This window comes from Brevibacterium sp. ZH18, assembly GCF_022748595.1.
Classification (GTDB): Bacteria; Actinomycetota; Actinomycetes; order Actinomycetales; family Brevibacteriaceae; genus Brevibacterium.
The window spans coordinates 1-18372 of the sequence record NZ_JALDSX010000004.1 but is presented as its reverse complement, the minus strand read 5'-3'; the positions used below and the strand labels follow the sequence as shown (position 1 = coordinate 18372).

Annotated in this window: 16 protein-coding genes, 1 tRNA gene and 1 pseudogene; 9 read left to right on the top strand and 9 right to left on the bottom strand. The window is 63.9% G+C overall.

Annotated elements, in window-relative coordinates; translation table 11 throughout:
• Nucleotides 1-54: 54 nt before the first annotated feature.
• On the top strand, nucleotides 55-381 hold the full coding sequence (locus MPN20_RS02420) for a GNAT family N-acetyltransferase (RefSeq protein WP_242779089.1): 327 nt from the start codon (nucleotides 55-57) through the stop codon (nucleotides 379-381).
• Between the two features lie 9 nt (nucleotides 382-390).
• Here the strand turns inward: MPN20_RS02420 and MPN20_RS02415 are convergent, their stop codons facing one another.
• Complete coding sequence (locus MPN20_RS02415) at nucleotides 391-1026, bottom strand: DUF2306 domain-containing protein (RefSeq protein ID WP_242779087.1); 636 nt, start codon at nucleotides 1024-1026, stop codon at nucleotides 391-393.
• Nucleotides 1027-1120: 94 nt separating this feature from the next.
• Between MPN20_RS02415 and MPN20_RS02410 the strand changes: the two genes are divergently transcribed.
• On the top strand, nucleotides 1121-1876 hold the full coding sequence (locus MPN20_RS02410; RefSeq protein WP_242779086.1) for a MerR family transcriptional regulator: 756 nt from the start codon (nucleotides 1121-1123) through the stop codon (nucleotides 1874-1876).
• Between the two features lie 27 nt (nucleotides 1877-1903).
• On the opposite strand, the gene MPN20_RS02405 is transcribed toward MPN20_RS02410, so the two are convergent.
• Together MPN20_RS02405 and shiA are read right to left on the bottom strand one after the other, a co-directional pair.
• Nucleotides 1904-2992, bottom strand: a complete 1089-nt coding sequence (locus MPN20_RS02405; RefSeq protein WP_242779085.1) for an alcohol dehydrogenase catalytic domain-containing protein — start codon at nucleotides 2990-2992, stop codon at nucleotides 1904-1906.
• Entirely contained in the window at nucleotides 2992-4368 is a 1377-nt protein-coding gene (shiA, locus tag MPN20_RS02400) for a shikimate transporter (RefSeq protein WP_242779084.1), read from the bottom strand. The genes MPN20_RS02405 and shiA overlap by 1 nt, the downstream gene beginning before the upstream one ends.
• 214 nt (nucleotides 4369-4582) lie before the next feature.
• Here shiA and MPN20_RS02395 point away from each other — a divergent pair, with 214 nt between their 5' ends.
• On the top strand, nucleotides 4583-5368 hold the full coding sequence (locus tag MPN20_RS02395) for an IclR family transcriptional regulator C-terminal domain-containing protein (RefSeq protein ID WP_242779083.1): 786 nt from the start codon (nucleotides 4583-4585) through the stop codon (nucleotides 5366-5368).
• Between the two features lie 21 nt (nucleotides 5369-5389).
• A complete protein-coding gene (locus tag MPN20_RS02390) occupies nucleotides 5390-5917 on the top strand; it encodes a putative immunity protein (protein ID WP_242779082.1) in 528 nt (175 codons plus the stop codon).
• Nucleotides 5918-6010: 93 nt separating this feature from the next.
• Here the strand turns inward: MPN20_RS02390 and MPN20_RS02385 are convergent, their stop codons facing one another.
• The 3 genes from MPN20_RS02385 to galU form a co-directional block, all read right to left on the bottom strand.
• On the bottom strand, nucleotides 6011-7993 hold the full coding sequence (locus MPN20_RS02385; RefSeq protein ID WP_242779081.1) for a hypothetical protein: 1983 nt from the start codon (nucleotides 7991-7993) through the stop codon (nucleotides 6011-6013).
• 147 nt (nucleotides 7994-8140) lie between these two features.
• Entirely contained in the window at nucleotides 8141-8734 is a 594-nt protein-coding gene (locus MPN20_RS02380; protein WP_242779080.1) for a GNAT family protein, read from the bottom strand.
• A gap of 56 nt (nucleotides 8735-8790) precedes the next feature.
• The gene (gene galU / locus MPN20_RS02375) at nucleotides 8791-9693 is read right to left on the bottom strand and encodes a UTP--glucose-1-phosphate uridylyltransferase GalU (RefSeq protein WP_242779079.1); all 903 of its coding nucleotides are present in this window, start codon (nucleotides 9691-9693) and stop codon (nucleotides 8791-8793) included.
• 47 nt (nucleotides 9694-9740) lie between these two features.
• On the opposite strand from galU, the gene MPN20_RS02370 reads away from it, so the two are divergent.
• Both MPN20_RS02370 and MPN20_RS17460 read left to right on the top strand, forming a co-directional pair.
• Nucleotides 9741-10532 carry a 5-formyltetrahydrofolate cyclo-ligase gene (locus MPN20_RS02370; protein WP_242779078.1) on the top strand — a complete coding sequence of 264 codons (792 nt, stop codon included), beginning with the start codon at nucleotides 9741-9743 and terminating at the stop codon, nucleotides 10530-10532.
• A 262-nt stretch (nucleotides 10533-10794) separates the two neighbouring features.
• Nucleotides 10795-10935, top strand: a pseudogene (locus tag MPN20_RS17460) (FmdB family zinc ribbon protein); the annotation flags it as partial.
• Between the two features lie 14 nt (nucleotides 10936-10949).
• On the opposite strand, the gene MPN20_RS17455 reads toward MPN20_RS17460, so the two are convergent.
• Complete coding sequence (locus MPN20_RS17455; RefSeq protein WP_347566790.1) at nucleotides 10950-11135, bottom strand: hypothetical protein; 186 nt, start codon at nucleotides 11133-11135, stop codon at nucleotides 10950-10952.
• 238 nt (nucleotides 11136-11373) lie between these two features.
• Here MPN20_RS17455 and MPN20_RS02360 point away from each other — a divergent pair, with 238 nt between their 5' ends.
• Nucleotides 11374-12003, top strand: coding sequence for an SAF domain-containing protein (locus tag MPN20_RS02360; protein WP_242779076.1), 630 nt, complete (start codon nucleotides 11374-11376; stop codon nucleotides 12001-12003).
• Between the two features lie 230 nt (nucleotides 12004-12233).
• On the top strand, nucleotides 12234-12698 hold the full coding sequence (gene mscL, locus MPN20_RS02355; protein WP_242779075.1) for a large conductance mechanosensitive channel protein MscL: 465 nt from the start codon (nucleotides 12234-12236) through the stop codon (nucleotides 12696-12698).
• A 270-nt stretch (nucleotides 12699-12968) separates the two neighbouring features.
• Here the strand turns inward: mscL and MPN20_RS02350 are convergent, their stop codons facing one another.
• Together MPN20_RS02350 and MPN20_RS02345 are read right to left on the bottom strand one after the other, a co-directional pair.
• Entirely contained in the window at nucleotides 12969-13184 is a 216-nt protein-coding gene (locus MPN20_RS02350; protein ID WP_242779074.1) for a hypothetical protein, read from the bottom strand.
• Nucleotides 13177-18165, bottom strand: a complete 4989-nt coding sequence (locus tag MPN20_RS02345) for a DUF4011 domain-containing protein (RefSeq protein ID WP_242779073.1) — start codon at nucleotides 18163-18165, stop codon at nucleotides 13177-13179. The genes MPN20_RS02350 and MPN20_RS02345 overlap by 8 nt, the downstream gene beginning before the upstream one ends.
• Before the next feature lie 107 nt (nucleotides 18166-18272).
• Here MPN20_RS02345 and MPN20_RS02340 point away from each other — a divergent pair.
• A tRNA-Arg gene (locus MPN20_RS02340) sits at nucleotides 18273-18345 on the top strand.
• Nucleotides 18346-18372 lie beyond the last annotated feature (27 nt).

Below are 18372 nucleotides of genomic sequence, written 5' to 3'. Positions count from 1 at the left end.
CGATCGGGGTTCGGCATCGGCACTGCAGAGGGCATCTGCGCGAGAGGAGTGATCATGGAACTCGAGATCTCCGGCGACACCTTCACCTTCGACCAGGACACTGCGATGACACGTTTCACGGTGTCGCATGAGGGCAAGGTCATCGGCGTCGCCGACTACATCGATCGCGCGACCAGCCCGGACGATCCGTCCCAGCACCCCGTGCGCACCTTCACCCACACCGAGGTCTCCCCCGCCTTCGGTGGCCGTGGGATCGCGGCTGAGCTGGTCCGCTTCGCCCTGGAGACCTCCGCCGAGGCGGGTCTGAAGTTCCGTACGACCTGCTCCTACGTGATGGGTTACCTGCAGAAGCATCCCGAGTTCGAGGATTCGCGCGCCTGAGCCTCAGGCTCAGACAGCGGCGATGCCAGCCGGACTGCTACTCGGCCGGTCTGATTCGGTCGGGCCCGTCACGGTTGAGCCTGTTTCGGTTGAGCCCGTCACGATTGGGCCTGTCTCGGTCGGGCCCGTCATGTGCTCGTCGCTGAGCACCGCAGCTCCCGTCGATCCCTGACCCGTCGCTTTCAGCCTTGTCGTCGGGACGAACAGCAGCACATAGCCGACCCAGACAGTGGCTGCCACGATGATGCCGACGATGATCGCCCACAGCAGGAACGGGTCGCTCGCTGCCAGCCGCGGTATGTCGCGGCTGGGAATGATCGCAGCAAATGTGCCTGCGGTCAGTGCACCCAACCATGATCCGACCATCATTCCGACGTGGAGGCGAATATTTCCCTTGCGGATGGCGATGACGCCGGTCGTCGTGGTCAGAAAGGTGAAGATCGCGAGTGCGTGGAACACGGTGAAGCTTCCGCTGAGCGAATAGATGAACATTCCGCTTACGCAGACGAAGTACATGAGCAGCACCCAGGACCGGCCGATGAACCTGTGCTTGCGGTCCTTGGTGCGACGGATGAGCTGGACGGGTGCCAGAAGCACGACTCCCGAGGCAGCAATTGCATGGATTGCTACGAACATCGTTGTCATGGACTTAAGATAGTCCCACTAACCAAGCTCGGCAACGTAGATAGCTGCTACGGATTCTCTATCTAATCCGGTGAGGGCGAAGAGGAGCAGACGAATGAAGCTCAGCGAACTGGCCCAATGCTCTGGAGTCTCGACGGCCAGCATCAAGTACTACATCCATGTCGGAATCCTCAGTCCCGGTCGGAAGAAGAATGCGACCACAGCGGTCTATTCGCGTGAGCACGTCCATCGTCTCGAACTCATCACGTGTCTGCGCCGCGACCTGGGCGCACCAATCGACTCCATCTCCGTCCTGACTCGGGCCATCGAGGATGCAGCCGTCGAGAATCTCGAACTCATGGGCATCTGCCAACGCCTGACGCTCGAGGCGAACAAGGCGCTGTATTCGCCCGACTCCGACGTGCCCGCGGCCAATCTGACCGACTCCGACGTGCCCGCGGCCAATCCGACCGGCCCCGATCTGCCCGGCCCCAACCACTCAGACCCGGATGTCTCTGCGGCCCTGGCCGTCCTGTACACGATGTCGGAGCCGCTGCCGTTCGAGACCGAGATCCGCAGCGTTCTCGAGGAGCTGGAGCTGCCCGACGTCTCCCCCACCTCGGTGGTCTCGATGGCGCACGTGCTCGGCCAGCTGCAGGCTGCGGGATATGTCATCGATCGGGAATCGATCCGCCTGCACATCCAAGCCTTGGCCGCGGTCGCAGCCCTGAACACCGCACCGATCACCGATGATCTCAGCCGTGACGAGATCTGCGTCGCCGTGATTCGCGGAATCACCCTGCACAATCGGCTTCTGCTCGCGACCAGCGCAGTGGTCCATGCATCGTTCGCGGCGAGGCCTCGGACATAACAGGGTCCCCAAGTGTGTCGACCCGCTTCACTTGCGCATGTCGACCCACTGTTTGACGCCGACACGATTCGCAGTCGGCTCCGCGAAAAGACTGGGCACGTCGTCGAACCCGATCGCCGGGCCCATGATCGCCTCGGTGGGAACAACGTTGAGCAGGGAGACCGCGTGCGCCATGTCCTGCGGATGCTCGTAGATGAACGAGCCTTGGATGCGCAGCTGCTTCTGCACAATGTCGAAGCTCGACGCGCCGAGGTGGTGGTTGTCCTCCCCCACGATCGTGACTTTGGCGAACGGGGCGAGGTGATCAACGACCGACCCCAGTGCCTCCGGGACGCCCGCTGCGTCGATGACAACCTCGGGCGCCGGGCTCTTCCCCGGCTCGAAGACCTGCGCACCAAGTTCGACCGCCAACGCCCGTCGCTCATCGTCGGGCTCACTGACGAGGGGACGATACCCCTGCGCGGTGAGGATGATGATCGAGAGCAGCCCTTGGGCTCCCGCACCGACGACGAGTACCGTCTCATCCCCGCTCAACTCACTGCGCCGAATCGCGGCCGCGGCCACTGTCAGCGGTTCCGTGCACACTGCACGCTCGACGGGAACCTCGGGCCCCACACGGTGGCAGAAGGCGCTGGGATGGTCGACCACTTCGGTGAGGAATCCCGGCTGGGTGAGAACCCCGGCGCTGCGCCTCCTGCTGCAGGCTGAGGTCCTGCCGATGATGCAGTAGTCGCACTTGCCGCAGGTGATGTTCGGCTCGAGGGTGATCCGGTCTCCGGGGATGATTTCCTGGATGTCGGAGCCGACCTCGATGACCTCGCCGAAGCCTTCGTGGCCGAGCCTCCACGGCAGTTCGGGAGGTGTCCGTCGACCGGAGGCCAAGCTGTGGTCAGTTCCGCAGATGCCCACCGCGAGCATCCTCACGCGAAGATCCCGACTGCCGAGGCGACCGCTCGGGACCGGCCGCTCGACGACCTCGACGCGACCGGCCGCGGTGATCTCCGCCGAGCGCATGCTGTGCGTCGACGGATTCGATGCCTCGTCCTGGGCGGACGAACGGGTCGCACTGTCCAAACGGGGCTGAGCGGTCACCTCGGCGGTGGGAGTGTTTTGCATCAGGCCTGCACTGCCTTCTCGGCTGCCATTTCACCGGCCTGCGTGGCGTGTTCTGCTCTGCGTCCCACGCGCCACTGCTGGATGAGGTAGAGCGCAACCGCGATGGACACGAGGCAGCCGCCGGCCAGGTACGCGGCCACGAGGTACCAGGAGCCGTTGCCGACGCCGACGAGGAAGGTGGCGATGAACGGGGTGAAGCCGCCGGCGATGGCGCTGGCCAGCTGGTAGCCGACGCCGGCTCCGCTGTAGCGGAATTCCGGGCTGAACATCTCAGCGAACAGGGGCTGCTGGACGCTGACTACGGCATCATGGGCGATGTTGATGAGCAGGACTGCGAAGATGACGATCGCGACGATGTTCCCGCTCTCGAGGGCGAAGAAGAACGGGATCGCGCAGACGAGGCCGACGATGCCGCCGGTGAGATAGACGCGCAGACGGCCGTACTTGTCGGAGAGATAGGCGAACGCGGGGATCGTGATGATGCCCAGACCGCCGACCAGCAGGGTGATGTTGAGCATCACCGACCGGTCGAGGCCGAGTTCGTCCGTCGAGTACGACAGCGCGAAGGTGGTCACGATGTACATGGTCAGGAGTTCGATGAAGCGCAGGCCGACGATCTGGAAGATCTGGGCCGGGTAGCGCTTGAAGGCTTCGAAGATCGGCAGCTTCGCAACCTTGTCTTCCTTGGCGTTCTTGACTCGCTCGAGGTATTCCTCGGACTCCTGGACGCCGGAGCGGATCCAGAGGCCGATGAGGACGAGGACGGCACTGAAGAAGAACGGAATGCGCCAGCCCCAGGCGAGGAAGGCCTCCTCAGAGAAGTTGCTGCTGAGGAAGGCGACGAGTCCAGTGGCAATCAGCAGACCGAAGGAGTATCCGATCTGGACACCGCTGGAGAAGAAGGCGCGCAGCTTCGAAGGGGCGCTTTCGACGGCCATGAGTGCCGCACCGCCCCATTCGCCGCCGACGGCGATGCCCTGGATGCAGCGCAGCAGCACGAGCAGCGCTGGGGCCAGCCAGCCGATGGAGTCGTAGGTGGGGAGGAATCCGATGAGGGCCGTGGCGATACCCATGATCGTCATCGTCCAGATGAGCATGGACTTGCGCCCGAGCTTGTCACCGAAGTGGCCGAAGATGATGCCGCCCAACGGTCGGAAGATGAAGCCGACGCCGAAGGTCGCGAACGCCGCTAAGGTTCCCGCGTGGGCGCTGTAGCCGGGGAAGAAGAGTTCGCCGAAGACGAGGGCGGCGACGATGCCGTAGAGGAGGAAGTCGTACCACTCGACTACTGCGCCGATGAAGGAACCGGCGGCTGCGCGTCTGGCGCGTTTGAGTTCCTCGGTGTTCGCAGCAGTCGGATTCTGTGCTGTGGACATGGCATTCTCCTTCGAATGGTGGAGCTATCGGTCGGCGGCAGAGCTGGTGGTTCGGGTTGACGCAGATCACAATATCACGGTGTACGCTTTTCGTACACATGTGCACTATGCGCACACTAGCGAAGTTGTTTGAGCAACGATTCTGTCGTCGCCCCAGTCGTCCATGGAAGATGCGCGTCGCTGTGACCGATACCCTGGAGAGGTGAAGTCAGAGATGAGTCCCACCGAAGAGCCGTCGCAGAGTCCCCACTACGTCAAGTCCGCGGAGAAGACCCTGGCCGTACTCCTCGCCTTCACCGCAGACAACCCGCACCTCACCGTCACCGAGGTGGCCGCCGCCACCCATCTGACGCGGGCCGCCGCACGGCGCTTCCTCCTCACCCTCACCGACCTCGGCTACCTGTCGACGGAGGGCTCGCGCTTCGCGCTCACCCCTCGCGTCCTCGACTTCGGGGCGGGGTTCTTGGCAGGTCTCGACCTGCCGAAGATCGCTCAGCCGCATCTCAATGATCTGGCGCTCGACCTCGACGAGTCGGCCACGTTGAGCATCCTCGATGCCGACGACATCGTCTACATCGCTCGCGCGGCCGCACCGCGACTCCACGCGGTGACGGTCAATCTGGGCAACCGGCTGCCGGCGTGGGCGACGTCGATGGGGCGCATGCTCATCGCCGAACTGCCGGAGACGTTCCAGCAGCAGTTCCTTGACCGGGTCGAGATCTCCCCGTTCACCGATCACACGGTGTCCTCGGCCGCCGAGCTGGGCAAAGAGCTCAAGAAGATCCGAGTCCAGGGCTGGTGTCTGGTCTCGCAGGAACTCGACGATGGCCTGCGCGGCCTGGCAGTGCCGGTGCGCCGAGGCGACAACACTCTTGCCGCACTCAACGTCTCTCTGCACACCTCGCATCTTCGCGGACTCTCGATCGAGAACGACCTGGTCCCCCGCCTGCAGAAGGTCGCCGCGTCGATCGCCGAGGACTACGGCGGCCGAGCCGAGTAGAACTGAGATGAGCGCAAACGCATGATCCTGCCCGATGTCCGTGATCCCGCGATGATCACCATCCGCCGTGGTGGCACCCTGACCGATGACGACCACCAACGGCTGGCGCTGTGGGCTGCTGACTGTGCCGAGCATGTGCTCCACTTCTTCGAAGCCGAATGCCCCGGCGACTCCCGCCCCCGCGAGGCAGTGGTCGCGGCACGAGCATGGGCTGCGACGCGTGCATGGGCAGTGGGACGGATGCCGATGATGGAGGCCCGCGCGCTGGGCGGACAGGCGATGGGCGCTGCCAGACCACTCAAAGACGCCGCACGATTCGCCGCCTACGCAGCCGGACAGGCGGCCTGCGTCGGACACGTCGCCGAACACGATCTGGGCGCCGCCGCATACGCGATCAAAGCCGTGCGTGCTGCCGATCCGCAGAATCCGCAGGCCGGACGACACGAACGCGACTGGCAACGGAGACAACTGCCCAGTGAAATCCACCGACTCGTCCTTGACGACCAGGACCGGCGAAATTCCATCTGCTGGTTCGCCTTCTCCGACTGAGCCGGCCAAGCCCGCGCTTAGGTCAATGGCAGACGCGAAAGGCCCCTGTCGTGCAACGACAGGGGCCTTTCGTGAAAGCGGTTGAACTCTGAGTCAGGCGCGGCGGCGTGCCAGAACGTCGTCGACGGCGCCCAGCTCGGGAGCCCTCGTCGTCCGGATGGCCTTACGGCCGTGTTCGAGCGGGCTGTCCTCGCGTGCCGAATCGCTGAGCTCAGCACGGTAGCCGAGTTCGGCGGCGAACTGTGCGGCGATGTCCTCACGACTGCGGGCCTCGGTCTCGTAGGAGGCCGCGTCCGCGGTGGTCGCTTCCGGAATCGGGTGGTCGACCTGAGGAGCATCGACATAGCTGGGAACCGGCAGAGGAGTCGGCGACCAAGCGTCGCGAGCCCTGAGCCGCTGCACGAACGGATCGTTGACGCTGGCTGCCGGCTCTTCGGTTGTCGAACCAGCAGTCTTCGCCTCGTCGGCTTCAGGCGAAGCATCGTACTTCGACGATGCGACAGCCGAGCCAGCGCGATCGACATCAGTACGGCCGGCTTCAGTACGGCCGACATCAGCACGGCTGGCATCAACGTGAGTCGAGTCAGCATCGGCGCCAGCTGCTTCGTGCTCAGCCGAGGTCTTCGCGGAAGCAGTCTTCTCGACAGCGCGCGTGGCGACAGCCTCGGCAATCGCTTCGCCATCGGATTCGGCAGTAGAGCCAGCCGCGTCCGAGGTGCTCTCCTGATTCTCCGCGACGACAGGGATCGGTCCGGTGAGAAGAACCTGGCGAGTGGTGTGGCCCTCGGCCGCTTCGCTGCGGATGCGGACGATCGGGATCTCACCGGTGTCGGCCTCTTCGCGACTGCGCTTGGCCACGACATTGCGCTGCATCACGGCGCGGGCTTGGGCTGCCTTCGTGGAGCCCGCCGCTGTCGCAGCAGCATCCGTCGTCTTCGTCGCGGTCGAGGTTGTGGACGCCTCACGCGCAGCCCGCGGACCGGCAGTGCGAGGAGCAGCCGCATTAGCGGGGTGGCGCTCGAGGTTGCGCAGGCGGGCCTTGAGCTCGCGCTTGCGCAGGTTCAAGGTGCGCACGATGAAGAGTGAGACAACCGCGAGTCCGGCGAAGACGCCGATGAGGGCAGGGTGGACGACCGAGAAGATCGCGAGCACGCCGGACACGAGGATACCCAGCGCCGAGGCGAGGAAGAGCAGAGCGAATCCTCGGACCATCGTTCCGAGCGATCGGATGGACTCGCGCAGTGTCGTTGCTTTCTCAGTCATCGAATGTTCCTCATCGGTGCCGAAGTTCGGGTTGGGAATCTGTGTACCTCGCCTGGTCATATCTGTCGTTGCCGGCCCACTGGGCCGATTCGCTTCCGGCCTGCCTGGCCGATTCGTGTCGGGTCCGCTCGGTCGATTCGCAGCTGGCCCGCTCGGCCGATTGGCGGCCGGGGCGATTCTGTCGACGCTCGACCCCGTGGTGCCTGACCGGGTCGCTGCGTGTCCGGATGATCCCTGAACCGACTGGCCACGACCACCCGAATCCTGACCGGACTGTCCGTGGCCCGACTGTCCGTGACCAGACTGTCCGTGGCCGGACTGGTTGAATACCCTGTGGACCGCTGGATGGAGCATCCGCACATTGTCGGGAACCCCCGAGGCGAATGCCGAATGAGTTTGATCGCTGAAGTCTTCAAGAAAGGCCGAGCGGGTCTCACCAACCGCGACGGGAAGGACGTTGACCTCGGACTGTGCGGTCACCTCGGTGCCGGCGGTCTGCCCTTCGCCATGCCCGTCGATGACGGCGAGCGCCGGCACTGGCGCTGACAGACTGAGGGTCGGGGCCTGGCTCAGCGGGGCGACATCGAGGCGGGGCACGGTCGGTTCGATCGAACTTTTGGCCTGGAAGACGCGAGCTCGTTCGGTGTGGTCGTGGCACGGTGTCTGTTTGTCCGCTGCGACGATCTGCGCCTTATCCGGCACGGTGTCGATCTCGACGCGGGACAGCTCTGTCGCCGACTTGCGGATGATTGCGGGCACAGCAACGACGAAGACCACGATGATGGCGATAACGACGATAATGCTGGTGTCCACAATGCCACCCTAGAGCGCACTCATCGACTCCGATGGGAGGGACTGTGGTGTGTCGGTCAAAGAGGTGCGAAGTTCACGAAATTTTCAGGCGATCGGGCTGATCCTGGTCAGCTGACCGCGCAGGTCGGTCAGCCGCGCGCAGGTCGGTCAGGCTCGCTGACCGTGGCGGTAGGCGGCGAGGACGCCCTGCGGAACTTCTTCGGCGGTGATGGCGAACGTGCGGTGGTCGCACCATCTGCCGTTGATGTGCATGTACTTCTCGCGTAGGCCTTCGTCTCGGAAGCCGAGCTTCTCGACCACGCGCAGGCTTGCGGCGTTCTCGGGGCGGATGTTGATCTCGATCCGATGGAGCCCCAACGCGAAGAGGCAGTGGTCTGTGGCCATGGCGACGGCGATCGGGGTGATGCCGCGGCCTGCCACGCGCGAGTCGATCCAGTAGCCGATCTGCCCGCTGAGGATCGAACCCCAGCTGATGCTCGATACGGTCAACTGCCCCCGGAAGTCACCGCCGACCTCCACGACCAACGGCACGGATTGGAGCCGTTTGGCCTGCTTGTCGTACATGCGCACCATAGTCCGGAAGCCGGGGATCTCCTGCCCGGGAATCGGCAGAGTCGCATCCCACGGGCGCAGCCAGTCACGGTTGTGCCGACGGACTTCACGCCACTGGGACTCGTCACGCCGATGCAGCGGACGCAGCACGATGTCGGACTGTCTGTCAGTCAGGATGACCGGCCACAAACGGCTGCCTCCGCTCTCGGGTGACTCTGGGACGGTGCTGCTTCGGATGAAGCGGCTCAGTCGAGCGTGGGCACATACTCCTTGAGCCAGGTCTTGAGGTCGTCGCCGAGGTCCTCGCGGGCACAGGCCATCTGCACGACGGCTTTGAGGTAGTCGAGCTTGTCGCCGGTGTCGTAGCGCGCGCCCTTGAAGATCACGCCGTAGACACCGCGTTCTCCGTCGGTTTCGGCCAGCGTCTGGAGCGCGTCGGTCAGCTGGATCTCGTTGCCGCGGCCTGGCTTCGTGGTCTCGAGGACGTCGAAGATCTCCGGGGCGAGGACGTAGCGGCCGATGATCGCCAGGTTCGACGGGGCTTCGTCCTGTGCCGGCTTCTCGACGAGGCCGGTGATCTTGACGACCTCGTCGTCCGAGGTGGCTTCGACGGCGGCGCAGCCGTAGAGGTGGATTGACTCGGGTGGAACTTCCATGAGCGCGACGACGCTGCCGCCCGTCTTCTCCGCGACCTCGATCATCTTGGGCAGGATCGGGCTGCGCTCATCGATGAGGTCATCGCCGAGGAGGACTGCGAACGGCTCGTTGCCCACGTGCTGACGTCCCTTGAGGACCGCATGGCCCAGGCCTTTCGGATCCCCTTGGCGGACGTAGTGGATGTCGGCGAGCTCGGAAGCGTGACGGACGGCGGCGAGCTTCGCTTCGTCGCCCTTCTTCGCCAGTGCCGCTTCGAGACCGTCGACGCGGTCGAAGTGGTCCTCCAGCGGACGCTTGTTGCGGCCGGTAATCATCAGGACATCCTGCAGTCCAGCTTCGACGGCTTCTTCGACGACGTACTGGATGGCGGGTTTGTCGACGACGGGGAGCATCTCTTTGGGGGTCGCCTTGGTCGCAGGGAGAAAACGCGTTCCCAGACCGGCCACGGGGATCACGGCTTTGCGAACTGTGCGCGGAATGTCATCACTCATGTCGTTCATCTTAACCAATGTGAGCGCCGCGGCTTAGGCTTGTGGACGTGAGCCCAGAATTTTCAAAGGCGCTTCTGCGCGAACGCATCCGATCCGCGCGCTCGTTGCGCTCCCACACGGCGACTGGATCGACCTCGCCGAGGTCGGTCTCCGATGCTGCCTGGGCAGTCGTCACGTCGGTGTTGGCTCCCCAGGCGCCTCTCGTCGAGCCTAATCTGACCGGTGCGCCGGACCTGACCGGTGAGCCCGATCTGACCGGTGAGCCAGACCTGACCAATGGCCCGGATCCGACCGGCACCCCAGACCTGACCGGCCGCACGATGCTCGCCTACTCAGCACTTCCGGGCGAACCGAATCTCGATCCGGTCATCGACCGATTCCTCGACCATGGGGGCAGGGTCTTCCTTCCCGTCGTCACGAATATCGGTCGGCCAGTCCACTTCGGCGAGGTCGTCGGCTCCATGGCCACCTTGGTGCCGCGCGGGAAGTGGGGCATCCGGGAGCCCGAGGCTCAGTGGACTGCCGCAGAGCTCCTCCTCGCCGAGGTGGGGCTCGACCTGATCTTCGTCCCTGCCCTCGGGTACGGAACCGGCGGAGCACGTTTGGGCAACGGCGGTGGATTCTATGACCGGACCTTCGGGCCGCGGGGCGAGGTTCCCTTGGGGGCAATCGATGCCGAGCCGTTGAAGGGCAGAAGGTCCGACCCGCGGGTCTTCGGAGTCTGCTTCGAAGATGAGATCGGCCTTCCCGGGCTCACCGTCGAGGAATGGGATCTGCAGATCGCTCAGGCGGTGACTGAGCAGGGTGTTCACACCTTCGTTCGCCCCTGCTCCGACTAACCGTCACCCCACCGCTGACTGACCGTCGCACTCAACGCCGGCTTACCGTCGACGACGGAACGTCGCACCCATCCCAAGAGAAATAAACGCCCACTTATACGTGTTGACCTGTGGATAGAACTTCGCGACTGCAACGCTCCTGCGCCCGCACCTGCACAGAGATCGGCTCAATATCTGACCCGACTGTCCCACGGTGTGACCTGCGCATTATTCACGGGCAGTTGCGGTGCACTATAATCTCTACGTCGAAGAAAGGTCTCGAATGCCCGTTTACTCTTACGCCTGCAAGAGCTGTGGTCACGCTTTTGATATTCACCAAGACTTCAGCGACGAATCGCTCACGATCTGCCCGGAATGCCAGGGCCGCCTGAAGAAGGTCTTCGGGACTGTGGGTATCAGCTTCAAGGGATCGGGCTTCTACGCCACAGACTCTCGTGCAAGTAACTCGAGCACCGTGCCATCGACATCGAGCCCCGCGGCCAAGGACTCTTCATCGAGCTCCACGAAGGAATCGTCGAGCTCCTCGTCGACTTCGTCCTCTTCCTCGTCCTCGTCGGCCAACGCACCCGCAGCGAGCGCACCCGCAGCGAACTGACCGGGCACACCGGGCCGGCCGCGAACTGACCGGGCTGACCGCGAACTGCCCGGGCTGCCCGGGCTGACCGGCGGCACGTTGGCCGCTGAGTGTGCGATGAAGAACTGTCACTCATCGACTCGCACGTACTCTGCCTGTGGACACTCCCTCGACTCATACGTATTTCGCCTGTGCACGCTGAGGCGTTACCCACAGGCATGAATCCAGCTCTACCGCTGTGGCCCTGACTCGTTGAAGACTGAGGGCATGGGAATACTGAGGCGCATCCGCGACATGGTCCGTTCGTGGCCGAAGACAACACGCATCAAACCGCAGAGGATCGCGGCTGCTCTCTGCTTCGCCTGCGCCTGCGCGCTGGTCGCATGGCTTTTGACACCGAACCCAGTCGGCATACCGGTGGTCATCGCCGCAAAGAACCTGCCACCCGGGTCCGAACTTCGGTCCCAGGATCTCACCATGGCCGACTTCCCATCCCGGCTCGTCCCGGACAAGGCGATTCTCTCGATCGACGATGCCGACGGCAGACGCACTTCAGCTGGCCTGTCGAAGGGGTCTCCGCTGACCCAATCGACCGTGCTTGATCAGCAGTCTCTTCCGGACGGCAGCTCGGATCTGCTCATGCCCGTGCGCTTGGCCGATGACAGTTCCGCAGCGCTCCTCCAACCCGGCCAGAGGATTCGGCTCTTCAGCTCGCTACCCGATGGCGGCTCGGAGATCGTCGTGAACGAAGTGACGATTGCGCGTATCGTCAGCGGCGACGAAGGCATCACCTCGGAAGCAGGGCAGATTGTCTCTGTCATCCTTTCCGCGGACGATGCCGGCCGGATTGCGGAATTCGCCGGTATGCCGATCAGCTTCGCCATTCTGCCTCGGTGAGCGTCCGCTTTCTTCGTACGATCTGAGCGACCATTCAGCGCAGATGAGCAGACCACATCGCTGAGACAGGGAGGTGGCGTCCGAGACCGGACTGAGCAGGTCGCCGTTCCGAGTGAGCTCACTCGCATGTCGGCTCTGCGGAGCGGAGTTACCTGTGTGTACTATGTAACGGTAATCGTAGGATTGTATAACGCATTATTGTTTACATTTACGCCGAAAGGGTGCCTCTAATGCTTAAAGGTTTCAGAGACTTCATTCTGCAAGGGAATGTCGTCGAGCTCGCGACCGCCGTTATCATCGGCGGTGCTTTCACCGCTATTGTGACGGCGTTCTCGGACAAGATCATCAACCCGCTGATCGCCGCCGTCGGTGGTGCTGAAGGGCCTGCTCTGTCCTTCCAGATCAAGCCGAATGTCCCAGAGACGACGATCGACTTGGGCGCCGTGATCACTGCGGCGATCAACTTCCTCATCGTTGCTGCCATCGTCTACTTCATCATCATCGTCCCGATGAACAAGCTCAACGACCTGCGCAAGCGCGGAGTTCCTGAGGAAGAGATTCCTCCGACCACCGAGGATCTGCTCGGCGACATCCGCGAATTGCTTCGCAACCAGACCGCCAGCGCTGCCGGACCTGCTGAGGGTCCTGCAAGCTCAGGTGGTCCGTTCGATCCGAATGAGCCACCGCGCCACTGATCGGCACAGCTGCTCTGAGAACGTGATCTCACCTCTCTGAACGGCTGTAGAGCAGAGAATAGGGTCCGTCTCCCACATGGGAGACGGACCCTATTCTCATTGCTCTGCCACTAGCGTTGGCCACTGCCACCAGCCCTAGTCTCGGCCACCGGCCCTAGTTTCGCCACCAGCCCTAGTCTCGGCCACCAGCCCTAGACCTTAGCCCCCGTCACCGTCACCGGCCCTAGCTTCGCCACCAGCGGCATCGTAGGCCGCGAGGGCTGGACACGGTCACCAGTGCGGCGGCTTCTGCGATCTGTAGTAGTCGGCACTGAAGCCACCCTCAGTGGTCTCGGCCTCGTTGCGCAGGGTTGCACGATACTTTCGCATCGCCTTCTCCAGGCGTTCCTTCTTCAGTTCAGCCTGTTCGTCGTCGAGCGCGTTCTGCTCGAGGCTCTCGGGCGGCTGCTCGTCGTCGGGTTCTGGAGGCCGGGGCGTGTCAGCCATCTCGTCGGGATGTGCCATCGCCGAACCTCGACGACTGATCTCTAGCCTGAGGGCTCTGACGGTCGGACCCGGGAGCCTGACCGTCGGAGCCAGGAGCCTGACCGTCGGAGCCAGGAGCCTGACCGTCGGAATCAGGGGCCTGCACATCGACGCCAGGGACCTGCTCATCAGGATCCGGCACCTGTTCGTTGCTCGCCGTCTCGATCAGACCCGCCTCACGGAGTTCATCGGCACGGATCTTTCCCGTGTCGAATGACGGGATGATCTCATCCTCGCCGGGACTGTGCTGATCGGACTTGGGAACGAGCACCTCGGCGCCGGTGACCCTCTTCGCCTGCGCATGCCGCTGACGATAACGGTCGACAGCCGCCTGCAGCTGGGAATCCCCGCGACCGGAGCTGCCCTTCTGAGCCAGAGCGGTACGGAGCAGATCCTTGATCTCTCCGTCGCCGCGAACTACGGCATCGGACTGGATCCAGTCGATCATCGCGTCGAGACCCGAATCGGAGTATTTGTGCATCGGCAGCCCGGGCACCAGCTTCGGTCGGCTGCCGGTGCGTCCGACGACGACAGATGCGGCGCGGGCGGCGTTGAGGACGGCTTGCGGGCTCATCCTCTCCACTGTGGACTTCCACGCTTCGAAGATCTTCTCTGTCTCGGACTGCGGGTCGACGAATGCATCGGTCGACCACACGCGCATGTACCGCCAGCCTCGGCGTCCCAGCTGTTCGGGGACGACACGATCGCGCTGGCGCAGGCTGCGCACCGAAGCGTACTCGGGCCCGTCGCCGGCGACGGCGATGATCATGCCGTGCTCGTCTTCGGTCGAGTTCGCCACAGCCAAATCGATGCCGTTGTAGTGTTCGTGTGCGACGACACCGAGCTGCAGCAGCCGATCGGCGATGTCGTTGAAGAGGGGATCGTAGATCTCGCCGTGAGGACCGGGCTGGTTGACGCCGCCGGCGGCGATCTCTTCGAGCAGACGCGGCAGCAGGACCGCTCCCCCGGTGAGCCTGTTCTTGTCGAAGTCCTCGGCCTCGATGCTCGAGACCACGGTCATTCGCTTGCGCGCACGCGTCATGGTCGCTGCGAGGATCCGTTCGCCGTCCGGTCCCGACAGCGCGCCGAAGTCATTGATGACTCGGCCGTGGACCGTCCGACCATAGCCGAGCGTGAAGATCACGGCGTCGCGGGACATACCCTGAACGCGTTCAGCATCTGTGACTACGAAAGGTTCCTTGCTCGAGTCGTTGAAGAACGCCGCCACATACGGCAGGTCCTTCATCGCCCGCGAGATCGCAGTGGCGACTCTCTGCGCATGGTGCGGGGTCAATGCGATGACTGCCAGTGATTCGCGCGACCGGTTCCGTGCGTGCTTGAGAACGATGTCGACCACGCGTTTGACCTCAGCGTCGGGACTTTCGACTCGACCTGTGCCGATGTCCGTGGGACCCCTGCCGTCGGCGACGTAGGAGAACTCGAGGCCGGTGCCCTCTCCGGTATGCGCGGTGGGCAGCGTCGTGATCGTCGAATCGTAGAAGTGCCGATTCGCCAGGTCGATGAGACCGACCGGAGACAGCCTGTAGGAGTTCGACAGGTGCATCCGGGGCAGGAATTCGCCGAGGCGCTCCTGCACTGAGCTCGGATGATTCCCGTCGTCCATTCCCCAACGATCAACCGCGATCGAGAAGGGACGAGGTCCCAGCAGCCGTGAGTCGCCCAGCGAGATGACCTGCCGAGCACGAGTGATGCCGGGGACGACGTCGGCGACGGAGAGTCGACCGGCATCGGCAATGACCACAGCATCGAAGAGCGGCAGCGCCGAGAAGAGTTCGGGCACGGTGTAGGGACTGGCCATCCACACGGGGGCCAGCGTCGTCAGCAGCTCGGGTGCTCGCGTCGACATCGTCTGCACGGAGGTGTGCGGGGAAAGCAGCTCCTGCTTGATGACACCGGCGGCGATCGGATCGTTGTCGATGCCGCGCTTCCACGCCTGCGAGTGGTTGTATCGCAGACGCCCGGCACCGGCGGCGACGAACGCGCGATCGTTCTCGCGGAACCCTTCGGCCACTTGGTGCAGTGCAGCACCGTCGTGGCGGCCGACCTGGGGGTCCTCGCTGGCCATGGTCTGTAGCACCGAGGCCCAATAGGCCAGGTCGAATTCCGGTCCGACGAGCCCGGTGTCGACCTTTCGACGACGCAGGTCGGTGAGGAGATCGGAGAGACCCTCGCCGGTCAGTTCGCGCTGGATCCGCGAGCGTTCAGGCAGGTCGGCAAGGTTCTCGGAATCGCGACCCATGGCTTCGGTCCGAGCCTGAAGCTCTTCGATGAGCATTGAGCCCAGTTCGCCGCCGTCCGGAGTCGTTTCCAAGATGGGCGCGATCTTCGCGATATCGGCTTCGACCTGCTGCAGAATCTCGTCAGCTTCGAGGACCCCACGGGGAATCTGGGGGCGACCATCGTGGCCGGCGAGGTCCTGGAGGATGATGCGCTGGGAGCGCACATCGATGAGGGCAGAGTGAAGATCGGGCACCTCGGCGCCGGGGCGCAGGAATTCGTTTGCGGACTTCTTCAGACGTTTGCGCTGGAGCATGCCCATCTCGACACCGGCCTCAGCACGGTACTCGGAGGTGCCGGTGGCAGCGATGAGGTCGTCGAGACGATGGTCGTAGATGTCAGGGGCGAAGCTGTCGAGAGTAGTCCGCACCCGCAGCAGGACCTTGACCGCACGCGACCAGTCGTCGAGGTTGCGCCGAGGATTGAGCTTGGCCTTAGCCAGGACCGGTTCGACGGCTGTGACGAGGTCGGGGATGGTCCGGCCGAGGCGCTCGGCGACGGTCCGTGCGGCTTCGGCCTCTTCAACGGACTTGAGGTCAGCGCCGAACCAGACGGTGTCTTCGACATCGAGGGTGAATGCGCCGAGTGCGGCCAGCTCGGTGAGTTTGGCTCGCAGAACACTGCGTCGATCGTCGCTGGCAACCAACAGGTCCCGGTCAAAGCGGACGGAGGTCTGCGGAGAGTCATCACCCGAGGTCAGTTCGGCCAGATGCTGCATCGTTTCGTATACGGAGACGTCCCATGGATCACGACGGCGGTGCAGCGAGGAGACGTGTTCGGTCAAAGTGTCGCGCTGCTCGTTGAGTTCGCTGAGCAGACCGGAGAGGTCCGGTCGTTCTGCTTTCTCCGCCGAGGCGATGAGGTCGACGAGCTGTTTCCGGATATGGCCGGATCCCTCGCGAGTGTCCACTGCGAAGTTGCCGAGTCCGACTTCGCCGAGGCGGGTCGAGAAATCGTCGAGTGCGTCCGAGGTCTGGGCCAGGAAGAGGACGCTCTTGCCAGTGTGGGCCAGGGTCGTGGCCACTGCAACGGCGACCTGTGTCGCACCGGTCCCGGGTGGAGTGTCGACGACGACGGACCGGCCGGAGACGGCTGCATCGACGACGGCCTGCTGATCGCCGTCAACATCGATGACGAGGAACTCTTCCTGAGGTTTGCGATCAGGAAGCGGCGTAACCGGTTCCTTCAGCGCGGCAGGGACGACGTCTTCGCCGTCGACCTCGGTCGCGGCACCGTCTGTCTCTTCGCCAGTCGCTTCGTCAGCGTCGGTCTCGACAGCGGACTCAGCTCCGGCTCCGGATGAAGCCCCAGCCGACGGAACCGTCTTGGGCATGGCCTTCGCGTCGGGTTTGGAGTTGGTGTCAGCCTTGCTGTCAGTGGCAACGTCAGCGGCATTGGCGTCGGCACTGGAGTCGCCCTTGCTGTCAGCGCCAGTCGCAGTATCAGCGGCAGCGTCCGTGTCAGTCTTGCCGGTTTCAGCTGCTTCAGCAGTGGAAGGCGTGGTCAGCGACTGCTTGGCACCGACAGTCTCGTCAACGGTTGCCTTGTCGCCACCTGCGTGCGAGTCGGCGTCCGCTGCTGTTGCTGCCACGGGGACACCCGCTGCAGTGGTCGCGTCGGTGGCCGATTCGGGGCCAGCAGCAGGGTTCTCCGGCAACGGGCCGTCGATGATCGCGACTGTCGGCTCGCCCAGATCGTCGTCGGCATGTGCTCCGTCGGCGGCATGCGTTTCGCCGTCAGCTCCCGACACGGCGCCCGCGGATCGTTCCTCGTCGCCGGTCCGTTTTTCGTCGCCGGTCCGTTTTTCGTCGCCGGTCGGCTTCTCGTCGGCAGCGACAGACTTCGCTTTCGACTTCGTCTTGGCCTGAGCCTTTTCTGTTTCAGCCTTCGACTTCGGGACGTAGTTCGGTCCGCCGAGGGCGCCGCGAACCTCTTCGTCGCCGGCGAGTGCGCGCAGAACCGGATGCTGCGTGGGCAGGTAGTCGGTGGAGAACGGAGTTGCGATGTTCGCGAACGTCGAGACGACGAATCGATGGTTGATGCGCAGTCCAGGGACTGACTGAGCCAGATCGCGGAGGCGGTCGAGGGCTGGGCCCGGATCGAAACCGTGCGGGCCCCCTGTGGCGTCCACCCAGTCGTCGACCGGGACATGGAGGTCGTACACCTCGGCGAGGTGATGGACGAGGGCCGGGTTGATCGTGATCTCAGTGCCCAACACGATTTCGAAGTCCTCGACGCGGGAACCGCGGGGAACGAGCGTGATGTGGCGCATGACCACAGGGGCGTTGAACTTGTACTTCGAGTCCTTCTCAGTCCACGAGGCGAATCCGATTGCCAGGTGGGCCGTGCGGATGCCGCGTTCGTTGTCGAGCTGTTCGGCCTTCGAGCGAATGGATTTGGCGCGGCGCCGGGCGTCGGCGAGGATCTCGTGATCGCGGATCAGACTCGACAGGCGGGTGGCCCGACCTGCCAACAGCTGCGCGAGACCCGACGGATGCGCCCCGGAGAGGTCGATACTGCCATCGCGCGAATCCCGGAAATGGAGCATGGTGTCGCGACCACCCAGGTGGGCAGCCTGCTCTTTCCACTCGGCATAGACATCCCCGAGCTCTGGGAACTGATCGTCAACAACGGAATCTGGCACAGTTCGACCCTAACGAGAAACTTCGCACAATAGGTGCTGGCACACCGTGAAACATGCAGGTTTCTTCTACGCTACACTGGTTGATCGTGGTTGATGAAGGCCACAGTGCCCCCGTAGCTCAGGGGATAGAGCACCGCTCTCCTAAAGCGGGTGCCGGCAGTTCGAATCTGCCCGGGGGCGCATAGCCCACACAGAAGTCCGCTGGGA

Bases quoted from the DNA above. Each gene is read 5' to 3' on its own strand.
- MPN20_RS02350 (WP_242779074.1), bottom strand. From the start codon at position 13,184: ATGGCTGACACGCCCCGGCCTCCAGAACCCGACGACGAGCAGCCGCCC.
- MPN20_RS02360 (WP_242779076.1), top strand. From the start codon at position 11,374: ATGGGAATACTGAGGCGCATCCGCGACATGGTCCGTTCGTGGCCGAAG.
- MPN20_RS02395 (WP_242779083.1), top strand. From the start codon at position 4,583: ATGAGTCCCACCGAAGAGCCGTCGCAGAGTCCCCACTACGTCAAGTCC.
- mscL (WP_242779075.1), top strand. From the start codon at position 12,234: ATGCTTAAAGGTTTCAGAGACTTCATTCTGCAAGGGAATGTCGTCGAG.
- MPN20_RS02415 (WP_242779087.1), bottom strand. From the start codon at position 1,026: ATGACAACGATGTTCGTAGCAATCCATGCAATTGCTGCCTCGGGAGTC.
- shiA (WP_242779084.1), bottom strand. From the start codon at position 4,368: ATGTCCACAGCACAGAATCCGACTGCTGCGAACACCGAGGAACTCAAA.
- MPN20_RS02390 (WP_242779082.1), top strand. From the start codon at position 5,390: ATGATCCTGCCCGATGTCCGTGATCCCGCGATGATCACCATCCGCCGT.
- MPN20_RS02420 (WP_242779089.1), top strand. From the start codon at position 55: ATGGAACTCGAGATCTCCGGCGACACCTTCACCTTCGACCAGGACACT.
- MPN20_RS02410 (WP_242779086.1), top strand. From the start codon at position 1,121: ATGAAGCTCAGCGAACTGGCCCAATGCTCTGGAGTCTCGACGGCCAGC.
- MPN20_RS02405 (WP_242779085.1), bottom strand. From the start codon at position 2,992: ATGCAAAACACTCCCACCGCCGAGGTGACCGCTCAGCCCCGTTTGGAC.
- galU (WP_242779079.1), bottom strand. From the start codon at position 9,693: ATGAGTGATGACATTCCGCGCACAGTTCGCAAAGCCGTGATCCCCGTG.